This is a genomic window from Mycobacterium sp. SP-6446 (assembly GCF_001954045.1).
Lineage (GTDB): Bacteria > Actinomycetota > Actinomycetes > Mycobacteriales > Mycobacteriaceae > Mycobacterium.
This window is the reverse complement of record NZ_MBEM01000230.1, coordinates 1-17,880: the sequence shown is the minus strand read 5'-3', so window position 1 is coordinate 17,880 and position 17,880 is coordinate 1. Positions and strand designations below refer to the sequence as shown.

The window sequence follows — 17,880 nt, the reverse complement described above, 5'->3', positions numbered from 1 at the left end:
GAGGCCGCCGGCCCGGGGGCCGCGGGGTTGTTTACTTGGGCGCGAACCGTTGTCCCGCATCCAGCCGCAGGCATTGGCCGTTGAGCATCGGGTTGTCCACGATGGCGGCGACCAGCTTGGCGTACTCCTCGGGCCGGCCCAGACGCTTGGGGAAGGCCGCGTCCTTGGTCAGCGCCGAGGCGAATTCCTCCGGAATGCCCTTGGTCAGACCCGTGGCGAACAGGCTGGGCGCGATCGCCAGCACCCGGATGCCCAGCGACCCGAGGTCGCGCGCCATGGTCAGGCACATGCCGGCGATGCCCGCCTTGGCGGCGGTGTAGGCGACCTGCCCGATCTGGCCCTCGAAGGCCGCGATGGACGCGGTGTTGATGATGACGCCCCGCTCCTCGTCCTCGGGCTCGTTCTTGCTCATGTGTGCCGCGGCCAGTCGGCTGATGTTGAAGCTGGCGATGAGGTTGAGATCGACGACGGACTGGAAGGACTCCAGGTCGTGGGGGCCGGTCTTGGTCATGGTCCGCTTGGCGATGCCGCCGCCCGCGGTGGTCACCACGACGTGCAGCCCACCCAGGTCGTCGACCGCGGCCTGCAACGTTTCCTCGGTGCCGCCGAAGTCGGTGACGTCGACGGGGTAGAACTTGCCGCCGACGCCTTCTGCGACCTCCTTGCCGTCGGAGCCCTCACGGTCGAGCACCGCGACCTGCGCGCCGCGCTCGTGCAGAAGTTCGGCGCTGGCACGCCCCATGCCCGAAGCGCCGCCGATGACGACGACCTTCTTCCCGTTGATCTCCATCCGGACCTCCCTTTTTTGGCTTGTCAGATTCCACGCAATCTGTAACGTTATCTAGGCACGCTAGCGTGTCGGCTCCGAAGGCTTGTCACCGAGCCATGCCAAGCTGGCGACCGTGCTCCTCCTCGACGTGGCGACGACGTCTGCGGACGTCGGCGGCACCGCGTCGCGCCTGACCAAGGTCGCCCACATCGCCGGGCTGCTCCGCCGCGCGGCGCCGGATCCCGAGCTCGTCTCGATCATCGTGTCGTGGCTCTCGGGTGAGCTGCGGCAACGCCAGATCGGCGTGGGATGGGCGTCGCTGCGGTCGCGTCCGCCCGCGGCGTCGCATCCGACCCTGACCGTCAGCGGTGTCGACGCCGCGTTCTCCGAGATCGGTGCCGTCTCGGGCAAAGGGTCCCAGGCGCGGCGCGCCGAACTCGTGGCGGGCCTGTTCTCCGCCGCGACAGAAACCGAACAGACCTTTCTGCTGCGACTCATGAGCGGCGAACTGCGCCAGGGCGCGCTGGCCGGGATCATGGCCGACGCCGTGGCCCGCGCCGCCGGAATTCCTGCCGCCGCGGTGCAGCGCGCCGCGATGCTGGGCGGGGATCTACCCGCGGTAGCGGCGGCCGGTCTTACCGGCGGGGCCGCCGCCCTAGAGGAGTTCACGCTGCGGGTGGGCCTCCCGGGCGGCCCGATGCTGGCCCAGACCGCGACCAGCGTCGCCGATGCGCTCGAACGCCATGGCGGCGCAACGATTTTCGAGGCAAAGCTGGACGGTGCGCGCGTGCAGATCCACCGCGCCGGTGACCAGGTCACGGTCTACACCCGAAGCCTCGACGACGTCACCGCCCGGCTGCCCGAGGTGGTCGAGGCGACGCTGGCACTACCGGTGAGCGAGTTCATCGCCGACGGCGAAGCGATCGCGCTGCGCCCAGACAACCGGCCACACCGCTTCCAGGTCACCGCATCACGCTTCGGCCGTTCCGTCGACGTGGCCGCAGCCCAACTGGCGCAGCCACTTTCGGTGTTCTTCTTCGACATCTTGCACCGCGACGGCGTCGACCTGCTCGATGCCCCGACCACCGACCGGCTGGCCGCCCTGGACGCGCTGGTGCCACCCGCGCAGCGGGTCGACCGGCTCGTCACGTCCGACCCCGCGGCCGCCACCGACTTCCTGGACGCGACACTGGCCGCTGGGCACGAAGGCGTCATGGCGAAAGCGCCGGCGGCGCCATATCAAGCGGGCCGTCGCGGAGCCGGCTGGCTCAAGGTCAAGCCGGTGCACACGGTCGATCTGGTGGTGCTCGCCGTGGAGTGGGGCTCGGGGCGCCGACGCGGAAAACTCTCCAATATCCATCTGGGCGCGCGTGATCCGGCCACCGGCGGCTTCGTCATGCTGGGCAAGACCTTCAAGGGAATGACCGACGCCATGCTGGATTGGCAGACCGTCCGGTTCACCGAGCTCGCCGTCGGCGGCACCGACGGGCACGTCGTCGTGGTGCGGCCCGAGCAGGTCGTCGAGATCGCGTTCGACGGGCTACAAAAGTCGTCGCGCTACCCGGGCGGGCTGGCGCTGCGGTTCGCCCGCGTCGTGCGCTACCGCGACGACAAGAGCCCGGCCGAAGCTGACACCATCGACACCGTGCGAGCGCTGTACTGATTCTCCCCGGGCGGCAGACCCCCGGCCGTCGTAGGGTTTTGAGCGTGACGGAGCGCATCGCAGCACGCGAAAGCGATAACAGCCAGGTCAGCTACATCCGCACCGACGAGGACTTACCGGCCGTCGCGATCATCGACCACTCACCGATAACCGTCCGGCACAAGATCGTCTTCGCGGTGATCGCCGTGCTCGGTGCCATTGCCTGGGCGATCATCGCGTTCGCCCGCGGGGAGACGGTGAACGCGGTCTGGTTCGTGGTCGCGGCGATCTGCACGTACATCATCGGGTTCCGGTTCTATGCCCGGCTGATCGAAATGAAGATCGTCCGCCCGCGGGACGACCACGCCACGCCGGCCGAGGTCCTCGACGACGGCACCGATTACGTGCCCACCGACCGGCGCGTGTTGTTCGGCCATCATTTCGCCGCCATCGCCGGAGCCGGACCGCTCGTAGGTCCGGTGCTCGCAACCCAGATGGGCTACCTGCCGTGCAGCATCTGGATCATCGTCGGCGCCGTCTTCGCCGGCGCGGTGCAGGACTACTTGGTGTTGTGGATCTCCACCCGGCGCCGGGGCCGTTCGCTGGGCCAGATGGCCCGCGACGAGCTCGGCGCGACCGGCGGTGCCGCCGCCCTGGTCGGGGCGTTCGCGATCATGGTGATCATCATCGCGGTGCTGGCGCTCGTGGTGGTGCGGGGGCTGGCGCAGAGTCCCTGGGGCGTTTTCTCCATCGCCATGACCATCCCGATCGCCGTTTTCATGGGCTGCTACCTGCGGTTCCTGCGGCCCGGGCGGGTGGCGGAGGTGTCGATCATCGGCTTCGTGCTGCTGATGCTCGCCGTGGCGGCCGGCGACTGGGTCGCCGAAACCCCTTGGGGCGCATCGTGGTTGAACCTGTCACCGGTGATGGTGTCGTGGTTGATCGTCATCTACGGCTTCGTCGCGTCGGTGCTGCCGGTGTGGTTGCTGCTTGCGCCGCGGGATTACCTGTCGACCTTCATGAAGGTCGGCGCCGTCGCCTTGCTGGCGGTCGGCATCTGCATCGCGCAGCCGATCATGCGGGCGCCCGCCATCTCGGGATTCGCCACACGCGGCGACGGACCGGTGTTCCCCGGCTCGCTGTTCCCGTTCCTGTTCATCACAATCGCGTGCGGCGCACTGTCCGGGTTTCACGCGCTGATCTCGTCGGGGACGACGCCGAAGATGCTGGAGAAGGAAAGCCAGATGCGCCTTATCGGCTACGGCGGGATGCTCACCGAATCGTTCGTCGCCGTGATGGCGCTGATCAGCGCGGCGATCCTCGACCAGCACCTGTACTTCACCCTCAACGCCCCGGCCGCGCAGACCGGCGGCACCGCGGCCAGCGCCGCCCACTACGTCAACGGGCTGGGGTTGTCGGGCGCGCCCGCGACCGCCGACCAGCTCAACCAGGCCGCCGCGAGCGTCGGCGAAAAGTCGATCGTGTCGCGCACCGGCGGCGCCCCCACGCTGGCGGTAGGCATGTCCGAGGTACTGAATCGGGCGTTCGGCGGCGCCGGGCTCAAGGCGTTCTGGTACCACTTCGCGATCATGTTCGAGGCGCTGTTCATCCTGACCGCCGTCGACGCGGGAACCCGGGTCGCTCGTTTCATGCTCTCCGACACGCTCGGAAACTTCGGCGGCCCGCTGGCCAAGCTGCGAAACCCGAGCTGGCGCCCCGGTGTATGGCTTTGCAGTCTCGCCGTGGTCGCCGCGTGGGGCAGCATCCTGCTGATGGGCGTGACCGACCCGCTGGGCGGAATCAACACGCTGTTCCCCCTGTTCGGCATCGCGAACCAACTCCTCGCAGCGATCGCGCTGACCGTCGTCACTGTGGTCGTCATCAAAAAGGGCCTGGCCAGCTGGGCGTGGATCCCCGGAGTGCCGCTGCTGTGGGACCTGGCCGTCACGTTGACCGCGTCGTGGCAGAAGATCTTCTCCGGGGATCCCGCGGTCGGGTACTGGACCCAGCACGCGCAGTACCTGGCGGCAAGAAGCGCGGGGAGGACGGCGTTCGGTTCGGCGAAGAACGCCCATCAGCTCGACGACGTCATTCGGAACACGTTCATCCAGGGCACCCTGTCGATCCTCTTCGCGCTGGTTGTCGTGATCGTGTTCATCGCCGGAATCGTCGTTGCGCTCAAGGCAATTCGAGGCGGCGGCAGGCCGTTGACCGAGGACGACCCGGTGGCGTCGAAGTTGTTCGCGCCGTCGGGCCTGGTGCCCACGCCCAGCGAACGCAAGGTGAAGCGGCAGTGGGACGCCCTATGATTACGCGCCGAACGTCGACTTGTCGGGACGGGATGGGGCGAAATAGCGCAAGAAGTCGACGCTCGACCCACTAGGTACGGAGACATTCTGATGTCCACCTGGCTCATCACCGGCTGCTCGACCGGACTCGGCCGCGCGCTCGCCGAAGCCGTCATCGCCGCCGGCCACAACGCCGTCGTCACCGCCCGCGACGTCGCGAAGGTCGCCGACCTGGAAGATCCCGAGACGCAGCGCGTGCTCCCGGTCGCGCTTGACGTCACCAAGCCCGATCAGGTCACCTCCGCCGTTGCGCAGGCCGACGAGAGGTTCGGTGCCGTCGACGTTCTGGTTAACAACGCCGGCTACGGCTATCGCGCCGCGGTCGAGGAAGGCGACGACGCCGAAGTCCGCGCCCTGTTCGAGACGCACTTCTTCGGCACCGTCGCGATGATCAAGGCCGTGCTACCCGGCATGCGGGCCCGCCGGAGCGGCGCGATCGTCAACATCTCCTCCATCGGCGCCACCGTGAATCCGGTGGGGTCCGGCTACTACTCGGCCGCCAAGGCCGCCATCGAGGGCATGAGCGGCTCGCTTCGCGGCGAACTCGCTCCCCTGGGCATTTCGGTGACCGTCGTTGAGCCCGGGGCCTTCCGGACGGACTTCGCGGGACGCTCGCTCGTGCAGTCGGCCACCATCATCGATGACTACGCCGGGACCGCGGGGCAGCGCCGCAAGGAAAACGACACGATGGACGGCAACCAGGCCGGCGATCCCGCCAAGGCCGCCTCGGCGATCATCGCTGCGGTCGAGTCGGACGAGCCCCCGGGGTTCCTGCTGCTGGGGCCCGACGCCCTGGGCCTGTACCGCTATGTCGCCGACGCCCGCGCTGACGAGATCGCGAAATGGGAAGCCCTGACCGCCGGCACGAACTTCGACACCTGAACCCGCCGCTGCCCCAGTCATTTTCGGATTGCGCCCGCTGCGTCTTCCGTTGGGTGAGCAAAGCGCGCACGATTGGAGGGGTCGGCACGTCTCACAACCCCGAGAGAAGGGAGCGGGCGATGAAGGCCAGGGTCGGCGACTTCCTCGTTGTCAAGGGCACGACGACGGAAAGGCATGATCAGCATGCGGAGATCATCGGGGTGCGCGCTGAGGACGGCTCGCCGCCGTACGTGGTGCGATGGCTGGTGACGGGCCACGAGGCGACGGTCTATCCCGGATCCGACGCGGTGGTGGTGACCGCGGCGGAGCACACCGAGGCCGCCCGGCGGGCCGCCGCGCGGGCCGGCCACCCGCGGACATAGCGACGCTTCCGGACGGCGACCCCAACGGAGAATAGCTTCGCCGTCTAGGAGAGGGATATTCTCCTCAGCCGAGAGACACATTACGATCGGTGATGATCGAAGGGGATCTCTGCTGACCAACACGCTGGAACTCGAACGGCCGCGCGACGGTGTCGCCGTCGTGCGTCTGAACCGACCCGACCGCCTCAACGCGATCAACGAGGCTATGCAGTCCGAGTTGCGTCGGGCGCTGGCCGATGCCTCAATCGACAACGCGGTACGCGCAGTGGTTTTGACCGGCGCCGGTCGCGGCTTCTGCGCCGGCATCGACATGCGTGACTTCGGGCCCAACGTGCCCGAGGCCGGCGCGCCGGCGGCGGACCGTTTGCGGTTCCAGGAGGACATGGCCGGATTGGCCGAAGCTATCCGTCAATTGCCGCAGCCCGTCATCGCCGCGGTCAACGGCCCCTGTGTCGGTGCGGGATTCGCGTTGTGTCTCGCCTGCGACATCCGGATCTGTTCGGCCGCGGCATCATTCGGCAACGGGGCCATCCTGCTCGGGTTGTCGGGGGCAGAGATGGGCATGAGCTATCACCTGCCCCGCATCGTCGGGACCAGCGTCGCGGCCGATTGGATGCTCACCGGCCGCACTGTTTCGGCCGCCGAGGCCGATCGGCGCGCTCTGGTCAGCGAAGTCGTCGAGCCGGATCGGTTGGCCGACCGCGCGCTGGAGCTGGCGTCGCTGATCGCGGATCTTGCCCCGCTCGGTGTGCAACTGACAAAGCGCGCGCTGCAAGTGAACACCGACGCGGCCGGTCTCTCGTCGGCGCTCGAACTGGAGAACCGCAACCAGGTGATCGCACATGCCACCGACGAGGCGGCGCAGCGCCGCGAAAAGTGGTCTCGCTGAGCCGCAACGCAGAGAGGACGACACATGGCGTGGGACTTCTCCACCGACTCCCAGTGGGCGCAACAACTCGAATGGGTCGAGGACTTCGTGCGCAGCGAATGCGAGCCGATCGACTTGATCGTCAAGGAGTCTCACGACCTAGGCGATCCGGTGCGTCAGGCGCTGATCCCGCCGCTGCAGCAGATCGTCAAGCAGCGCGGCCTGTGGGCCACCCACCTGGGGCCGCATCTAGGCGGTCCCGGCTACGGTCAGGTGAAACTGGCTCTGCTCAACGAGATTCTGGGCCGGTCGGAATGCGCGCCGATAGTCTTCGGGTCGCAGGCACCCGATTCCGGCAACAGTGAGATCCTGGCGCACTACGGCACTCCCGAGCTCAAAGCGCGCTACCTCGAGCCGCTGCTGGACAACCGCATCGTGTCGTGCTTCTCGATGACCGAACCGCAGGGCGGCGCGGACCCGAAGGTGTTCCGCACCACCGCGGTGCCCGATGGTGATCACTGGATCATCAACGGAGAGAAGTGGTTTTCGTCGTTCGCGTCGATGGCGTCGTTCATCATCGTGATGGCGATGACCGACCCCGAGGCGCCACCGTATCAGCGCTACTCGATGTTCGTCGTGCCCGGCGACACGCCCGGCATCAACGTGATGCGCGACGTCGGACTGGGGTATCAGCCGCCGGGCGGTGGGCGCGAAGGCTACGTGCGTTACGAAAACGTGCGGGTGCCGGCCGACCACATGCTCGGCCCGCGCGGCGGGGCCTTCGTCGTCGCACAAACCCGGTTGGGCGGCGGACGCATTCACCACGCGATGCGCACGGTGGGGCTGGTCCGGCGCATCTTCGACATGATCTGTGAGCGGGCGGTGTCGCGCTACACCCAGGGCGAGGTGTTGGCGAACAAGCAACTGGTCCAGGAGATGGTCGCCGACTCGTGGATGGAGATCGAGGCCTTTCGGCTGCTCACACTCCAAACCGCTTGGAAGATCGACCAATTCAACGACTACAAGGCGGTACGCGCCGACATCTCGGCGGTCAAGGCGATGATGCAGAAGCTGCTGCACGACGTGTCGTCGCGGGCGCTTCAGTTACACGGATCGTTGGGTACCACTCATGAGATGCCCTTTGTGCAATACCTGGTGGAGTCGTTCGTGCTCGGCCTTGCCGACGGTCCGACCGAAGTACACAAGGTGACGCTGGCCCGCCAATTGCTGAAAGACCGCGTGCCGGCTCCCGATCTGTTCCCCTCCGAGCACCTGCTGCGGCTGCGCGAGGCCGCCGAGGCGAAGTTCGCGGACAAGCTGGCCGGGATCGCGCGCGGCTAGGCGGCTTTCAAACGGCTTTCGTGACGCCGACGTAGGACAGCACCACGTCGGATTCATCGGTCACTCGAGTCAGGGTCGCGTAGGAGCGGATGAACGACTGACCCACGCATCCGTCGATCTTGACGTGGAAGTTGCTGATCATGACCCAGGGATCGGAACCCTTGAACTGTTTCTTGACCACCGGAACCACGATGATGATGCCGGGCTTGAGCCCTACGCTGAGCACGCCGTTCATCGGCGTGGTCACCAACGGCACGACACCGGGGACCCCGGTGAATATTCCTGTAAAGGCGAGGCCCGGGCTGAGGCCGGCGCTACCCGCCATCGTGACGCCGTTGGACGTGCTCATGTCGATTCCGCAGCCGATCTCGTAACCCACCTCGAGGACGCCTCGAGGCGGTTCCGGTCCTTTCAGCGAAGCAACGAATGTCCCGCTGGCGAGGTATTCGCGAGACGAGACCGCCGTCGTCAACGGCGCGACGGGAACTTGCGACTCGTCCCTCGCCCCGAGGGTCAACGTCCAGCCATCGGGAGTGTCCAAGGCTGCCGGATCGGCCGAGGGTACCTGCCCGTCGGCCGGTGGGGCCGCCTCGGCGGCGGCGGGCTCAACTTCAGGATCCGCAGTTCCCGGGGGCGCCATGGCCACCGATATGACGAAGCAGACGGCGACAGCCGCAACGCGGTGCATAACCACAGCGATCGGCCTCACGCGCGACACCGTACGCAGCGCGAGATGCGAGGCGCGAAATTTGCTGGCCAGCCAATCAAAGCTGTTGCACGTTCGTAATTGACCTGCGATCTTGCCACGCAAGAACGCGGGAAATTCTGTATCCTCCTCATTCGCCGGGCGGTAGAATCGGCGGCATGAAATTTCGCGCGTGCGCGGCCGGACTGTTTGCCGGCGCGGTATGTGCCGCGAACTTCTTCGGCGCCACTGGTCTGGCCAACGCGGACCCACAAACTGATGGGTCGGGCGGCGCCAACATCGTCATCAACCAATTGATATCGGGGGCGGTCCCCGCACTGCGAGCGCCTACGCAAGACGAAGGCGATTCGGAACAGAACTGGGGTGGCGTCGGAATGTACTGTGAAAACCCGTTCGTGCGGTGCCATTAGTCCAGCATCAACCGCGCGCGCTCGAGTAACCGTGGGACGGTCGCGGCCATGGCCTCCAATTCGGCTCGCGGAGAGCGCCTTCGGCGGTTGTGCTTGACAATGAGCGACCATGTCGCCACTGACTTGAAGCACGCCAACGCGATGAACCAATCCAAGTCGCTGACCTCGCAACCCGGCTCGCGTTGATAGATGTCGGCAAGCTCAGCGACGGGCGGTGCCATTCCAGCCGAGGCCGAGACGCGCCCATAGGTATCAGGATCGCTGTTGATCAGGAACCAGCCCACGTCGGCGCGCGGGTCGCCGATCGACCAGATCTCCCAGTCGATCACCGCATTGACGCGCGCTCCGACGGACACCAGGTTGCCCAGCCGGAAGTCACCGTGCACCACGCTCGGCGTCAAACCCGTTGGTGCGCAACCTAACAACGCGTCACGCACGCCCTGCCAGCCTGGCACCAGTGCGGCGTCGACGGTGCGCAACGTGTCGCACCAGCGCCGGACTTCCGATACCGGATCGATGACCGGTTCACTGCCCAACCCCAAGTCGCTCGGCGACAGGCTGTGTAAGGCGGCCATCGCCCGGCATGCATTGCGGTATCGCTCGGCGAGGTCAGGGGTCGATGGGCAACCGTCGAACAACGGCTCCACACAGTCGCCTTCCACATGGGACATGACGAACAGGGGCGGTTTTCTGGCGTCCTCCCACAGGACCTCGGGAACCGGAACCCGCGTCGCGGCAAGCGCTTTGATGATGCGGGCCTGGCGCAACACGTCGCGGTGCGCGACCGGCTCGACGCCGGGCGGAGCGACCTTGATCACCACCGCCCGGCCATCGCGCACGCCCCGAAAGGTGAGGCTGGACGCTCCCCCGGCCAGTGACTCGACTCCGGTGACACCCGCGCCGGCCAGTCGCCGCCGCAGGTCGTCGACGTCGAGTTCGGCGGCCATGCTCATCCGGTCAGCCAGCCGATTCCAGCCAGCCGACTTCGGCCAGAAACGGCTGGGTGTGCGCGATGCGACCGGTCATGGTCTTCGGATCGCCCGTGCACAACCGGAAGACGGTCTCGGTGATCAGCTCGATCCCCTCGGTGTCGGTCTTGGCCAGGTCGAGGGCGCCGGCCCCGGGGGTCGCCACGGGATTCGACGGAGCGGCCGCGTTGACGGCGATGCCATCGTCATAGAGTTCGGCGGCAAGGCTTTTGGTGAGCCGATTGAGCGCGGCCTTGGCGGTGCCGTATATCCCGAAGCCGGCGGCGCGGTCGAAATCGGAGAACGGTGGCCCGGGCGGCAGGTCGCCGCCCACCGACGTCACGTTCAGAATCCAGCCCCGCCCGCGCTCGCGCATCGCGGGAATTGCCAACTGGCACAGATGCAACGGGCCGAGGACGTGCATCTCCATCATCAGCCGGGCCCGTCGCTCGGGAAACCCGTCGAGTGGCCGCAGGAAGGTCACCGCGGCGTTGTTGACCAGGATGTCGGGTGCGCCGACGGCTTGCACCACCTCGGCGAAGAGCCGTTCACGCTCCTCGGATTGGGATAGGTCCGCTTGCACCGCGATGGCCCGACCCCCTGCGGCCGCGATCTCGTCGCGGGTTTGGGCCAGCGACCCTTGGTATTTGGGATCGGGATCCATCGTGCGCGCGGTCAGCGCCACCGTCGCACCCTCGGCCGCAAGCCGCGCGGCGATGGCCTTGCCCAGCCCGCGGCTGCTTCCGGTTACCAGGGCGACCTTCCCGTCGCACCGTTGGTCTGCGCCCATCGTCAATCTCCTCCGGAACCGGCATGCGGAAATGGCTTCTCCGAACTAGAGAATGTCATTATCACCGTCCGATCGGAAGCACGCCCCGGCGCCCCAAACGCATGGCCTAAATCGTGGGAAGCATGGCGTTGCAGCCACTCACCACGTCACACACGCGCCGGCCTAACGTAATGCCCATGCAGCAAGTTCCGGATCTGATCGACACCGCCGTCGCGCAGGCCGCGATGCGGCTGGCCCAGTCCACCGAGTCGCCGTCGGTGTTCAACCACAGCGTGCGCAGCTACCTGTTCGGGGAGCTGCTCGCGGCCCGCGAGGGGATGCGGCCGGGCGCCGACTATGACAGTGAGGCCTTGTTTTTGGGGTGCGTCCTGCACGACCTCGGCGTGGGGACCGCGGCGCCCGGCAAGCAGCGGTTTGAGGTCGAGGGAGCGGATCTCGCGGCGGCTTTCCTAACCGAACAGGGCTGCGAGCGCGCGGTCGTGGATGGCGTCTGGGAAGCCATCGCCCTACATACCTCGATTGGCATCGCCAATCGGCGCGGGGCGCTCTGCTTGCTGACGCAGTCAGGCATCGGTGCGGATTTCGGCCGCAACGCCGAGGCCATAGACGCGCAGACGGCCGCGGCAATCCATGACCGGTACCCGCGGCTATCCATGGCGCGCACACTGGTGGACGCGATCGTCGCGCACGCGCAACGCAGCCCCGAGGCGGCGCCACCCTATTCGATGCCGGGCGACCTACTGCGTGAACGCCAGTCCGGAAGCCCCGCTCTGGTGGAGGTCATGGCGTCGCACGGCCGCTGGGGCGAGTGAGATCAGCGCCGCGGGTTGCCGCGTCGAGCATCGATTGAATGGCTCCCCCCGCCCATGAAGAGCAGCAGGAAGAAACCGAAGCAGAAGAGAATCGCCAACGTTCCACCATTGCCCGCCGGGGGATCTCCGATCGGCCAGAGCGTCCGCGGCTGATGCATCCAGAAATACGCGACCGCCATTTCGCCCGAGGCAATGAACGCCGCGGCGCGGGTGAACAATCCGGCCGCGATCAGCAACCCCGCCACGAGTTCGATCAAGCCGGCATACCAGGCGGGCCAGGCTCCCACCTCGACCGGCCACGCCGGACGGACGGGCCAACCGAACAGGATCATCGAACCGTATCCGGCGAAAAGAAGACCGTAGACCAACCGAAACAGGCTAAGCACGGCCGGCGCATGGCGGGCGAGGCGATAGTTCAGATTTCTCGTCATACGACAGACGTTACGGTCGCGCCCAGTCGAGCTACCGGGCCAGCGGCTTGTAGCAGACCAACCCGTTGGACTACGCCGCGTCGCGCGTGCTGGCAGGGCGTCTGGTGCAGGGCTGCTGGCACGCGTGGTTGATTCCCGGCAGCACCTGTCGTGTGATGTCGGCGCCGGTGCGGATGGTCAGGAACGAGATGATGGCGCCGACGACGCAGACGACCGCGGTGATGGCCATCGCGAGCGCGAAGCCGGCGCCGAGCGGCTGCCCGGGGCCCGCTCGGATTCCGGCCGCGATCGGCAGGACGGCGACCGCGATCAGTCCGGCGACGCGCGCAATGGCGTTGTTGACGCCCGACGCGGTCCCGGCATAGCCGTCGGGTACGGCCGAAAGAACGGCCGCGGTAAGCGGCGCAACGGTGATGGCCAGGCCTACACCGAACACGACCGCAGCAGGCAGCACCACGGCCAGATACGTTGCCCCGGGCACGATTCGCGTCATCAACGCCAGGCCGGCCGCGGCGATCAGCGGACCGACCGTCATGGGCAGCCGTGGCCCGGTGCGCTGCGCGAGCGCGCCGGCCCACGGGGAGCCGATCAGCATGATGATCGTCAAGGGCAACATCGACAGGCCGGCGGCGAGCGCGGAGTAACGCAGGCTCTGTTGCAGCTGCAGGGCTACGAGGAACAAGGCTCCGCCGACCGCCGTGTAGACGGCCAGGGTCGTGAGGTTGGCTCCGGTGAATTGCCGGGAGCGAAACAGGTTCAGGGGCAACAGCGGCGACTGCGCACGGCGTTCGATCAGCGGGAACGCAACCAACGCCGACGCACCGACGGCGGCGGCGGTCACCGTCGCCAATGTCCAACCGCGGGAAGGAAATTCGATGAGCGCGTAGATCACCCCGGCCAGGCCCACCGTGATTGCGGCGGTCCCCAGGATGTCGGGGCGGCCGCGCAGCGTTGGATCGCGGGATTCGCTGACGTGACGGGCCGCGATCCACACCACAGCCACGGCGAGCGGGACGTTCAAAAAGAACACCCAGCGCCATGACGCCGTATCCACCAACCAGCCGCCGATGAACGGACCCAGCGCCGTTGTCACTCCGGACATCCCCGCCCAGATTCCCACCGCACGGCCCCGATCCTCATCGGAGATGCCGGCATCGATCAACGCAAGGCTCCCGGGAACCAGCGCCGCCGCACCGACGCCCTGAACCAGCCGGGCGCCGATCAGCCACCCGATGGTCGGTGCGAGACCGCAACCGAGTGAGGCGGCGGTGAAAACGACCAGTCCCGCAACGAAGATTCGGCGGCGGCCGTAACGATCTCCGGCAGCGCCACCCGCAAGCAGCAACGCACTCAACGTCAGCAGGTAGCCGTCGAGGACCCACTGTTGACCGGTCAAGCCCGCACCCATCTCACGGCCGATGGCCGGCAGCGCGACGTTGACAACGGTGGCGTCCAACAGCGCGATTCCCGAACCGAGGACGGCCGCGGCGATCAGCCAGCGCGCGCCCGCCGCCGCCAATGGCAGCTGACGTGGCGCGCTCGCGGGCCGGTCCACGATGCCGATTCTGCGCCATTGGGCAGCCGGAGCAATTAGCGGGATCAAGGGTCTACCATCTCGGCATGCCGATTCTCGGAGGCGCAACCGCTGTCGCCGCGCGAGTGACCAGGTCGACGTCCAATGCACTGCGGGTTCAGCTCACGACTCCCGACGGCGCCGAATTGGGGCAAGCAAAGCAAAAAGGCGGCGCCGCCGTCCTGCTCGGATTCAAGAACGGGGGCAAGAGCGAGTACACGCTGTCCAGCCCCGCGGGCGAGGAATTCCGGATCGCGGTGGCGGGAACCACCACAATCACCAAGGACAACACGCCGGTGGGAAGGATCGTGCCGACCGACGGTGCGGCGCGGTTCGAGGACGGTGGCGGCACCGTCCTAGCGGTGGTACAGCCGCACACCGGATTCAAGGCCGACACCGCCTGGCATCACCGGTTGCTGTCGCCCTCCGGACAGGAACTCGGTGTCCTTACCCTGATGACGGTTCGCACCGGTTGGAAAGACATCGAAGAAACGGCCTATCAATTGCTGCTCGACTACAACGTCACCAGCCTGAAAGCGCCGTCCGCCGGTGCAATGCTCCAACTCAGCGCGCCGGTGGCACCAGAGGTGGGCGACGTGTTGGCCGCGGCGTGCGTCGATTTCTCGGTGCTGCCCCGCGGGTACATCGCCAGTCAGTGATAACCGGGCAGATCCGGCACCCCATCGGCGGTCAGCCAACCGCCGCCGTCGACGACTAGGGTTGCGCCCGTTACGTAAGACGCGCCATCACTGGCCAGGAATAGCACGGCTTCGGCGACCTCGGTGGTCGACCCCGGTCGTCGCAGCGGGCTTCGTGCGGTGCGCTGGCGATCGTCGCCGGCGATTCGCTTGACTCCCTCGGTCCCCGACATCGCCCCGGGCGCAACGATATTCACCCTGACCCCGTCGGGACCCCATTCGATGGCGCACGTGCGGGTCAGCGCGTCGACGCCCGCCTTGGCCGAAACGACGTGCGCCTGCAGCGCCATGCCTCGGTATTGGATTGCCGCGCTGATGTTCACCACGGCGCCGCCGTGATCGCGCAGCCACAGGTCGTACGCCACCTTCGATACGTTGAACGTCCCCAGCAGGTCGATGTCGACGACGGCCTTGAATCCGTTGGGACTCAGGTCGCTGATCGGGACGGGGAAGTTTCCGGCGGCATTGTTGACGACGATGTCGAGTTGACCGAACGTCTGCAGCACTTCCTCGACGACCGCCGTGACCTCGTCGTGGCGGCGCACGTCGCAGACGCCGTACACCGCGTCGATCCCCTCTTGCCGCAGCGCCGCGACGGCCTCTTGAAGGTTCGGTTCCTTGCGACTGCAGATTGCGACGCGGGCGCCGTGGCCGCCCAGCACGCGCGCGACTTCCAGGCCGAGACCGGTGGCGCCGCCGGTGACCAGTGCCACCTTCCCCTGCAGCAGGTCGTCCCGGAACGGGCTCCGGCGATCGGTTGCGGTCAACCGGCCATCCCCGCATATCCGTCGGCGAGGCCGCGTAGTTGTGCGGCGCCGTCGCCGGCGAAGGAGGCGCCGTGCATCAGCGCCAGGGTCGTGGGCCGCAACTGCGCGAGCTGCTCGAGCGTGGGTCCCAGGTTGGGGGTCAGCGCGGTGGCGCGGAAGGCCGCCTCAGCCTCTAAAGCCGGTGCGATGCAGTCGGATTCGGTGAGCGCGGGGCACTGACCGGTGTGGGTGAGCAGATCTCCGGCCAGCAGCGTGGAGGTTGTCTCGTCGAACCAAAGCCCGCTTTCCCAATTGTGCGGCACGTGTGGGGTGGGGATGAATCGCAGTCGATGACCGCCGATATCGTGCACGTCACCGGCGACTACCGGGGGCCGGTCGCACATGTCGTTGAGCGAGAGCATGCACGCCAGCGGCCCGTGAATGACCTCGGCCTGCGGCGCCCCGGCCAGCAGCGCGTTCATCGCCCCACACTCGTCGGCCTCGATATGGGCGAACGAAATCCAGCGCAGGCGTTCCAGTGGTATCACCTTGGCGATGGCCGCGGACACCAGCGGGAAGAGCTGCCGCATCCCGCAGTGGAACAGAAACGGCTGCTCCCCGGTCAGCAGGAACTGGTTGAACGTGAAGCCGTGTTCGGTGATGCCCGGTACCCAGGTGGAAAACCGGAAGATACCGTCGGCGATTTCATCGACGGTGGTTTGGAGCTCACTACTCATCACAGCAGGCTACGCCCGCCGTGCTAGCCGGCTCCCTTGCCGTTGTCGACCCGGTAGACGGCGCCGTGGATGGCGACCGCGGCGTCGCTGGCCAGGAAGCCGATCACGTTCGCGACGTCGAGGGGCTGCATCATTCCGCGCGGCGACGCGGTGCGCATGATCAGGTCGTAGTTCGGGTTGTCGGGCGCGCTGAACTGCTCGAGTTGCGGTGTGAGCATGCCGCCGGGGCACACGGCGTTGACCCGCAGGCGATCGGCGGTGTACTCCACCGCCAACGCACGCGTGAGCCCGATCAGCCCATGCTTGGCGGCGCAGTAGCCGGCCGAATACGCCTGGCCTTCGACGCCGGCGATGGAGCTGACGTTGACGATGTTGCCGCCCCGCTCCAGCAGATGGGGCAGCGCGGCCCTGCACAGGTAATACGGCCCGTTCAGGTTGACGCCGAGATCTTGTGCCCAGTCGTCGTCGGTCATCGACTCGGTTCTGCGCATCTGGTGCTTGCCGGCGATGTTGACCAGGACGTCCAGCCCGCCGAACTCGCGGACGCATTGATCGACCGCGTCCCTACATGCCTGCGCCACGCCAACATCCACCGATGCGTACGAACCCTGCTCCACATCGGCGAACACCTCGGCCAAGCGTTCGGTATCCCGACCGATGCCGAAAACCGTTGCGCCCTGGCGGGAAAACAGCCGGGCCGTTTCGGCGCCCAGGCCCGACGACGCGCCGGTCACCAGTGCGACCTTGTCCCGCAGTGCCGACATGTCAGGCTCGCATCCGCGCGGCGCTGATCCGGATGCGGCGTGCTGTCATTAACACGAGCAGACTGATCGCCATCCTCCCCAGCGCCATCCGGCTCGTCCGCCTCTTCCAGCTCGGTCGCCGCGAGCCCACGCGCCGGCCGAAATAGTAGCCGACGCATGCTGCCATCGCGAGAGCGGCGATTGCCGCGAGCACCGTCATCATGACGAGCGTGCTTCGTCACCGTCGCGGCGAGGTCACGCGCGAGGCACAGCTCAGCCGCTCTATCGGTTGAGCAACGAGTCGACGTTGGCGTGAAAGAGACCGGGCATTTCCGGCCCGTCGCAGCCCATCCGCCGATAGTCGTCGAGCGGCGTCGCTGTCCCCTCGGAGTGCGGGTAGTCGCTGCAGAACATGAACACGTCCCCGGCCATCTGGGCCAGCTGCTTGGGGTTCTCGTATGAGAAAGAGGACACCCGGACGTGGTCGAGAAAGTATTCGCTGGGTCGCCGAGACAGGTTGGCCACCGGCTTGCCGTTGAGCTGGGCTGTGAACGCGGACGCACCGTCCAACAGCATCAGAAATTGCGGCACCCAGGCGGAGCTGAGCTCGACCACGCCGAACCGCAGGCGTGGATGACGGTCGAACACGCCGTGCAGGATGAGGTCGGACAACGCCAGCGCCGGTGGCACCCATAGGAATACGGCCTCGGTGGCGGGCACCAGATCCTGCACCGGATCGTCTTGATACCAGCAATCGTCGAAGACCCGAACCTGATCGGCGACGTGGAAGACCGGCGTGACACCGTGGTCGACGAATGCGGACCACATCCGGTCGTGGTCGGGGTGCGACAACTCGCGCCCGTCCACCGGTCCTGCGCCGATCATGGCGAGCGTGATACCGGCGGCCGCCAGTGTCTCCAGCTCGGCCTCGAGCCACTCCGGGTCGCGCAACGTCAGGTGCGCGACAGGATGCAGTCGCCCGCCACCTTCGGCCTGAACGGCGGCGCACCACCGGTTCCATGCCGCCATGTTGGCGGCCAGCGCCGGAAGCCTC

At 67.1% G+C, this 17,880-nt stretch carries 19 protein-coding genes; 9 read left to right on the top strand and 10 right to left on the bottom strand.

Features of this window, described 5'->3' with window-relative positions; genetic code table 11:
- Positions 1–31 precede the first annotated feature (31 nt).
- Complete coding sequence (locus A5736_RS20310; protein WP_076121712.1) at positions 32–790, bottom strand: SDR family NAD(P)-dependent oxidoreductase; 759 nt, start codon at positions 788–790, stop codon at positions 32–34.
- Positions 791–902: 112 nt separating this feature from the next.
- Here A5736_RS20310 and A5736_RS20305 point away from each other — a divergent pair, with 112 nt between their 5' ends.
- The 6 genes from A5736_RS20305 (at position 903) to A5736_RS20280 (ending at position 8,212) form a co-directional block, all read left to right on the top strand.
- On the top strand, positions 903–2,432 hold the full coding sequence (locus A5736_RS20305; protein WP_076248253.1) for an ATP-dependent DNA ligase: 1,530 nt from the start codon (positions 903–905) through the stop codon (positions 2,430–2,432).
- A gap of 44 nt (positions 2,433–2,476) precedes the next feature.
- Complete coding sequence (locus A5736_RS20300; protein ID WP_254848415.1) at positions 2,477–4,720, top strand: carbon starvation CstA family protein; 2,244 nt, start codon at positions 2,477–2,479, stop codon at positions 4,718–4,720.
- Between the two features lie 90 nt (positions 4,721–4,810).
- Positions 4,811–5,641 (top strand): oxidoreductase, encoded by an 831-nt coding sequence (locus A5736_RS20295; RefSeq protein ID WP_076248225.1) that lies wholly within the window; start codon positions 4,811–4,813, stop codon positions 5,639–5,641.
- A gap of 119 nt (positions 5,642–5,760) precedes the next feature.
- Entirely contained in the window at positions 5,761–6,003 is a 243-nt protein-coding gene (locus A5736_RS20290) for a DUF1918 domain-containing protein (RefSeq protein ID WP_076248224.1), read from the top strand.
- Positions 6,004–6,115: 112 nt separating this feature from the next.
- Positions 6,116–6,892, top strand: a complete 777-nt coding sequence (locus A5736_RS20285; protein WP_076248222.1) for an enoyl-CoA hydratase/isomerase family protein — start codon at positions 6,116–6,118, stop codon at positions 6,890–6,892.
- A 24-nt stretch (positions 6,893–6,916) separates the two neighbouring features.
- Positions 6,917–8,212: an acyl-CoA dehydrogenase family protein gene (locus tag A5736_RS20280; RefSeq protein WP_076248220.1), complete on the top strand. Its 1,296-nt coding sequence runs from the start codon at positions 6,917–6,919 to the stop codon at positions 8,210–8,212.
- A 7-nt stretch (positions 8,213–8,219) separates the two neighbouring features.
- On the opposite strand, the gene A5736_RS20275 is transcribed toward A5736_RS20280, so the two are convergent.
- Positions 8,220–8,906, bottom strand: a complete 687-nt coding sequence (locus A5736_RS20275) for an MspA family porin (protein WP_371328398.1) — start codon at positions 8,904–8,906, stop codon at positions 8,220–8,222.
- A 170-nt stretch (positions 8,907–9,076) separates the two neighbouring features.
- On the opposite strand from A5736_RS20275, the gene A5736_RS20270 reads away from it, so the two are divergent.
- Positions 9,077–9,328, top strand: a complete 252-nt coding sequence (locus A5736_RS20270; protein ID WP_076121726.1) for a hypothetical protein — start codon at positions 9,077–9,079, stop codon at positions 9,326–9,328.
- Here A5736_RS20270 and A5736_RS20265 read toward each other — a convergent pair.
- Positions 9,325–10,275 (bottom strand): phosphotransferase family protein, encoded by a 951-nt coding sequence (locus A5736_RS20265; protein ID WP_076248251.1) that lies wholly within the window; start codon positions 10,273–10,275, stop codon positions 9,325–9,327. The genes A5736_RS20270 and A5736_RS20265 overlap by 4 nt on opposite strands.
- A 10-nt stretch (positions 10,276–10,285) precedes the next feature.
- Complete coding sequence (locus A5736_RS20260; protein ID WP_076121728.1) at positions 10,286–11,086, bottom strand: SDR family NAD(P)-dependent oxidoreductase; 801 nt, start codon at positions 11,084–11,086, stop codon at positions 10,286–10,288.
- Positions 11,087–11,262: 176 nt separating this feature from the next.
- Here A5736_RS20260 and A5736_RS20255 point away from each other — a divergent pair, with 176 nt between their 5' ends.
- Entirely contained in the window at positions 11,263–11,898 is a 636-nt protein-coding gene (locus A5736_RS20255; RefSeq protein ID WP_076121730.1) for an HD domain-containing protein, read from the top strand.
- Between the two features lie 2 nt (positions 11,899–11,900).
- Here the strand turns inward: A5736_RS20255 and A5736_RS20250 are convergent, their stop codons facing one another.
- The gene (locus tag A5736_RS20250; protein WP_076121733.1) at positions 11,901–12,329 is read right to left on the bottom strand and encodes a DoxX family protein; all 429 of its coding nucleotides are present in this window, start codon (positions 12,327–12,329) and stop codon (positions 11,901–11,903) included.
- 70 nt (positions 12,330–12,399) lie between these two features.
- A complete protein-coding gene (locus tag A5736_RS20245; RefSeq protein ID WP_076248216.1) occupies positions 12,400–13,884 on the bottom strand; it encodes an MFS transporter in 1,485 nt (494 codons plus the stop codon).
- Positions 13,885–13,949: 65 nt separating this feature from the next.
- Here A5736_RS20245 and A5736_RS20240 point away from each other — a divergent pair, with 65 nt between their 5' ends.
- A complete protein-coding gene (locus A5736_RS20240; RefSeq protein WP_076248214.1) occupies positions 13,950–14,561 on the top strand; it encodes a hypothetical protein in 612 nt (203 codons plus the stop codon).
- On the opposite strand, the gene A5736_RS20235 is transcribed toward A5736_RS20240, so the two are convergent.
- The 4 genes from A5736_RS20235 to A5736_RS20215 all read right to left on the bottom strand — a co-directional run.
- On the bottom strand, positions 14,555–15,367 hold the full coding sequence (locus A5736_RS20235) for an SDR family oxidoreductase (protein ID WP_076121903.1): 813 nt from the start codon (positions 15,365–15,367) through the stop codon (positions 14,555–14,557). The two genes, A5736_RS20240 and A5736_RS20235, sit on opposite strands and share 7 nt — an antisense overlap.
- Positions 15,364–16,083: an MBL fold metallo-hydrolase gene (locus A5736_RS20230; RefSeq protein ID WP_076248212.1), complete on the bottom strand. Its 720-nt coding sequence runs from the start codon at positions 16,081–16,083 to the stop codon at positions 15,364–15,366. The genes A5736_RS20235 and A5736_RS20230 overlap by 4 nt, the downstream gene beginning before the upstream one ends.
- Positions 16,084–16,106: 23 nt before the next feature.
- Positions 16,107–16,847: an SDR family NAD(P)-dependent oxidoreductase gene (locus A5736_RS20225; protein ID WP_076248210.1), complete on the bottom strand. Its 741-nt coding sequence runs from the start codon at positions 16,845–16,847 to the stop codon at positions 16,107–16,109.
- Positions 16,848–17,108: 261 nt separating this feature from the next.
- On the bottom strand, positions 17,109–17,880 hold a 772-nt coding region (locus A5736_RS20215), incomplete at its 5' end, for an amidohydrolase family protein (RefSeq protein ID WP_139333462.1).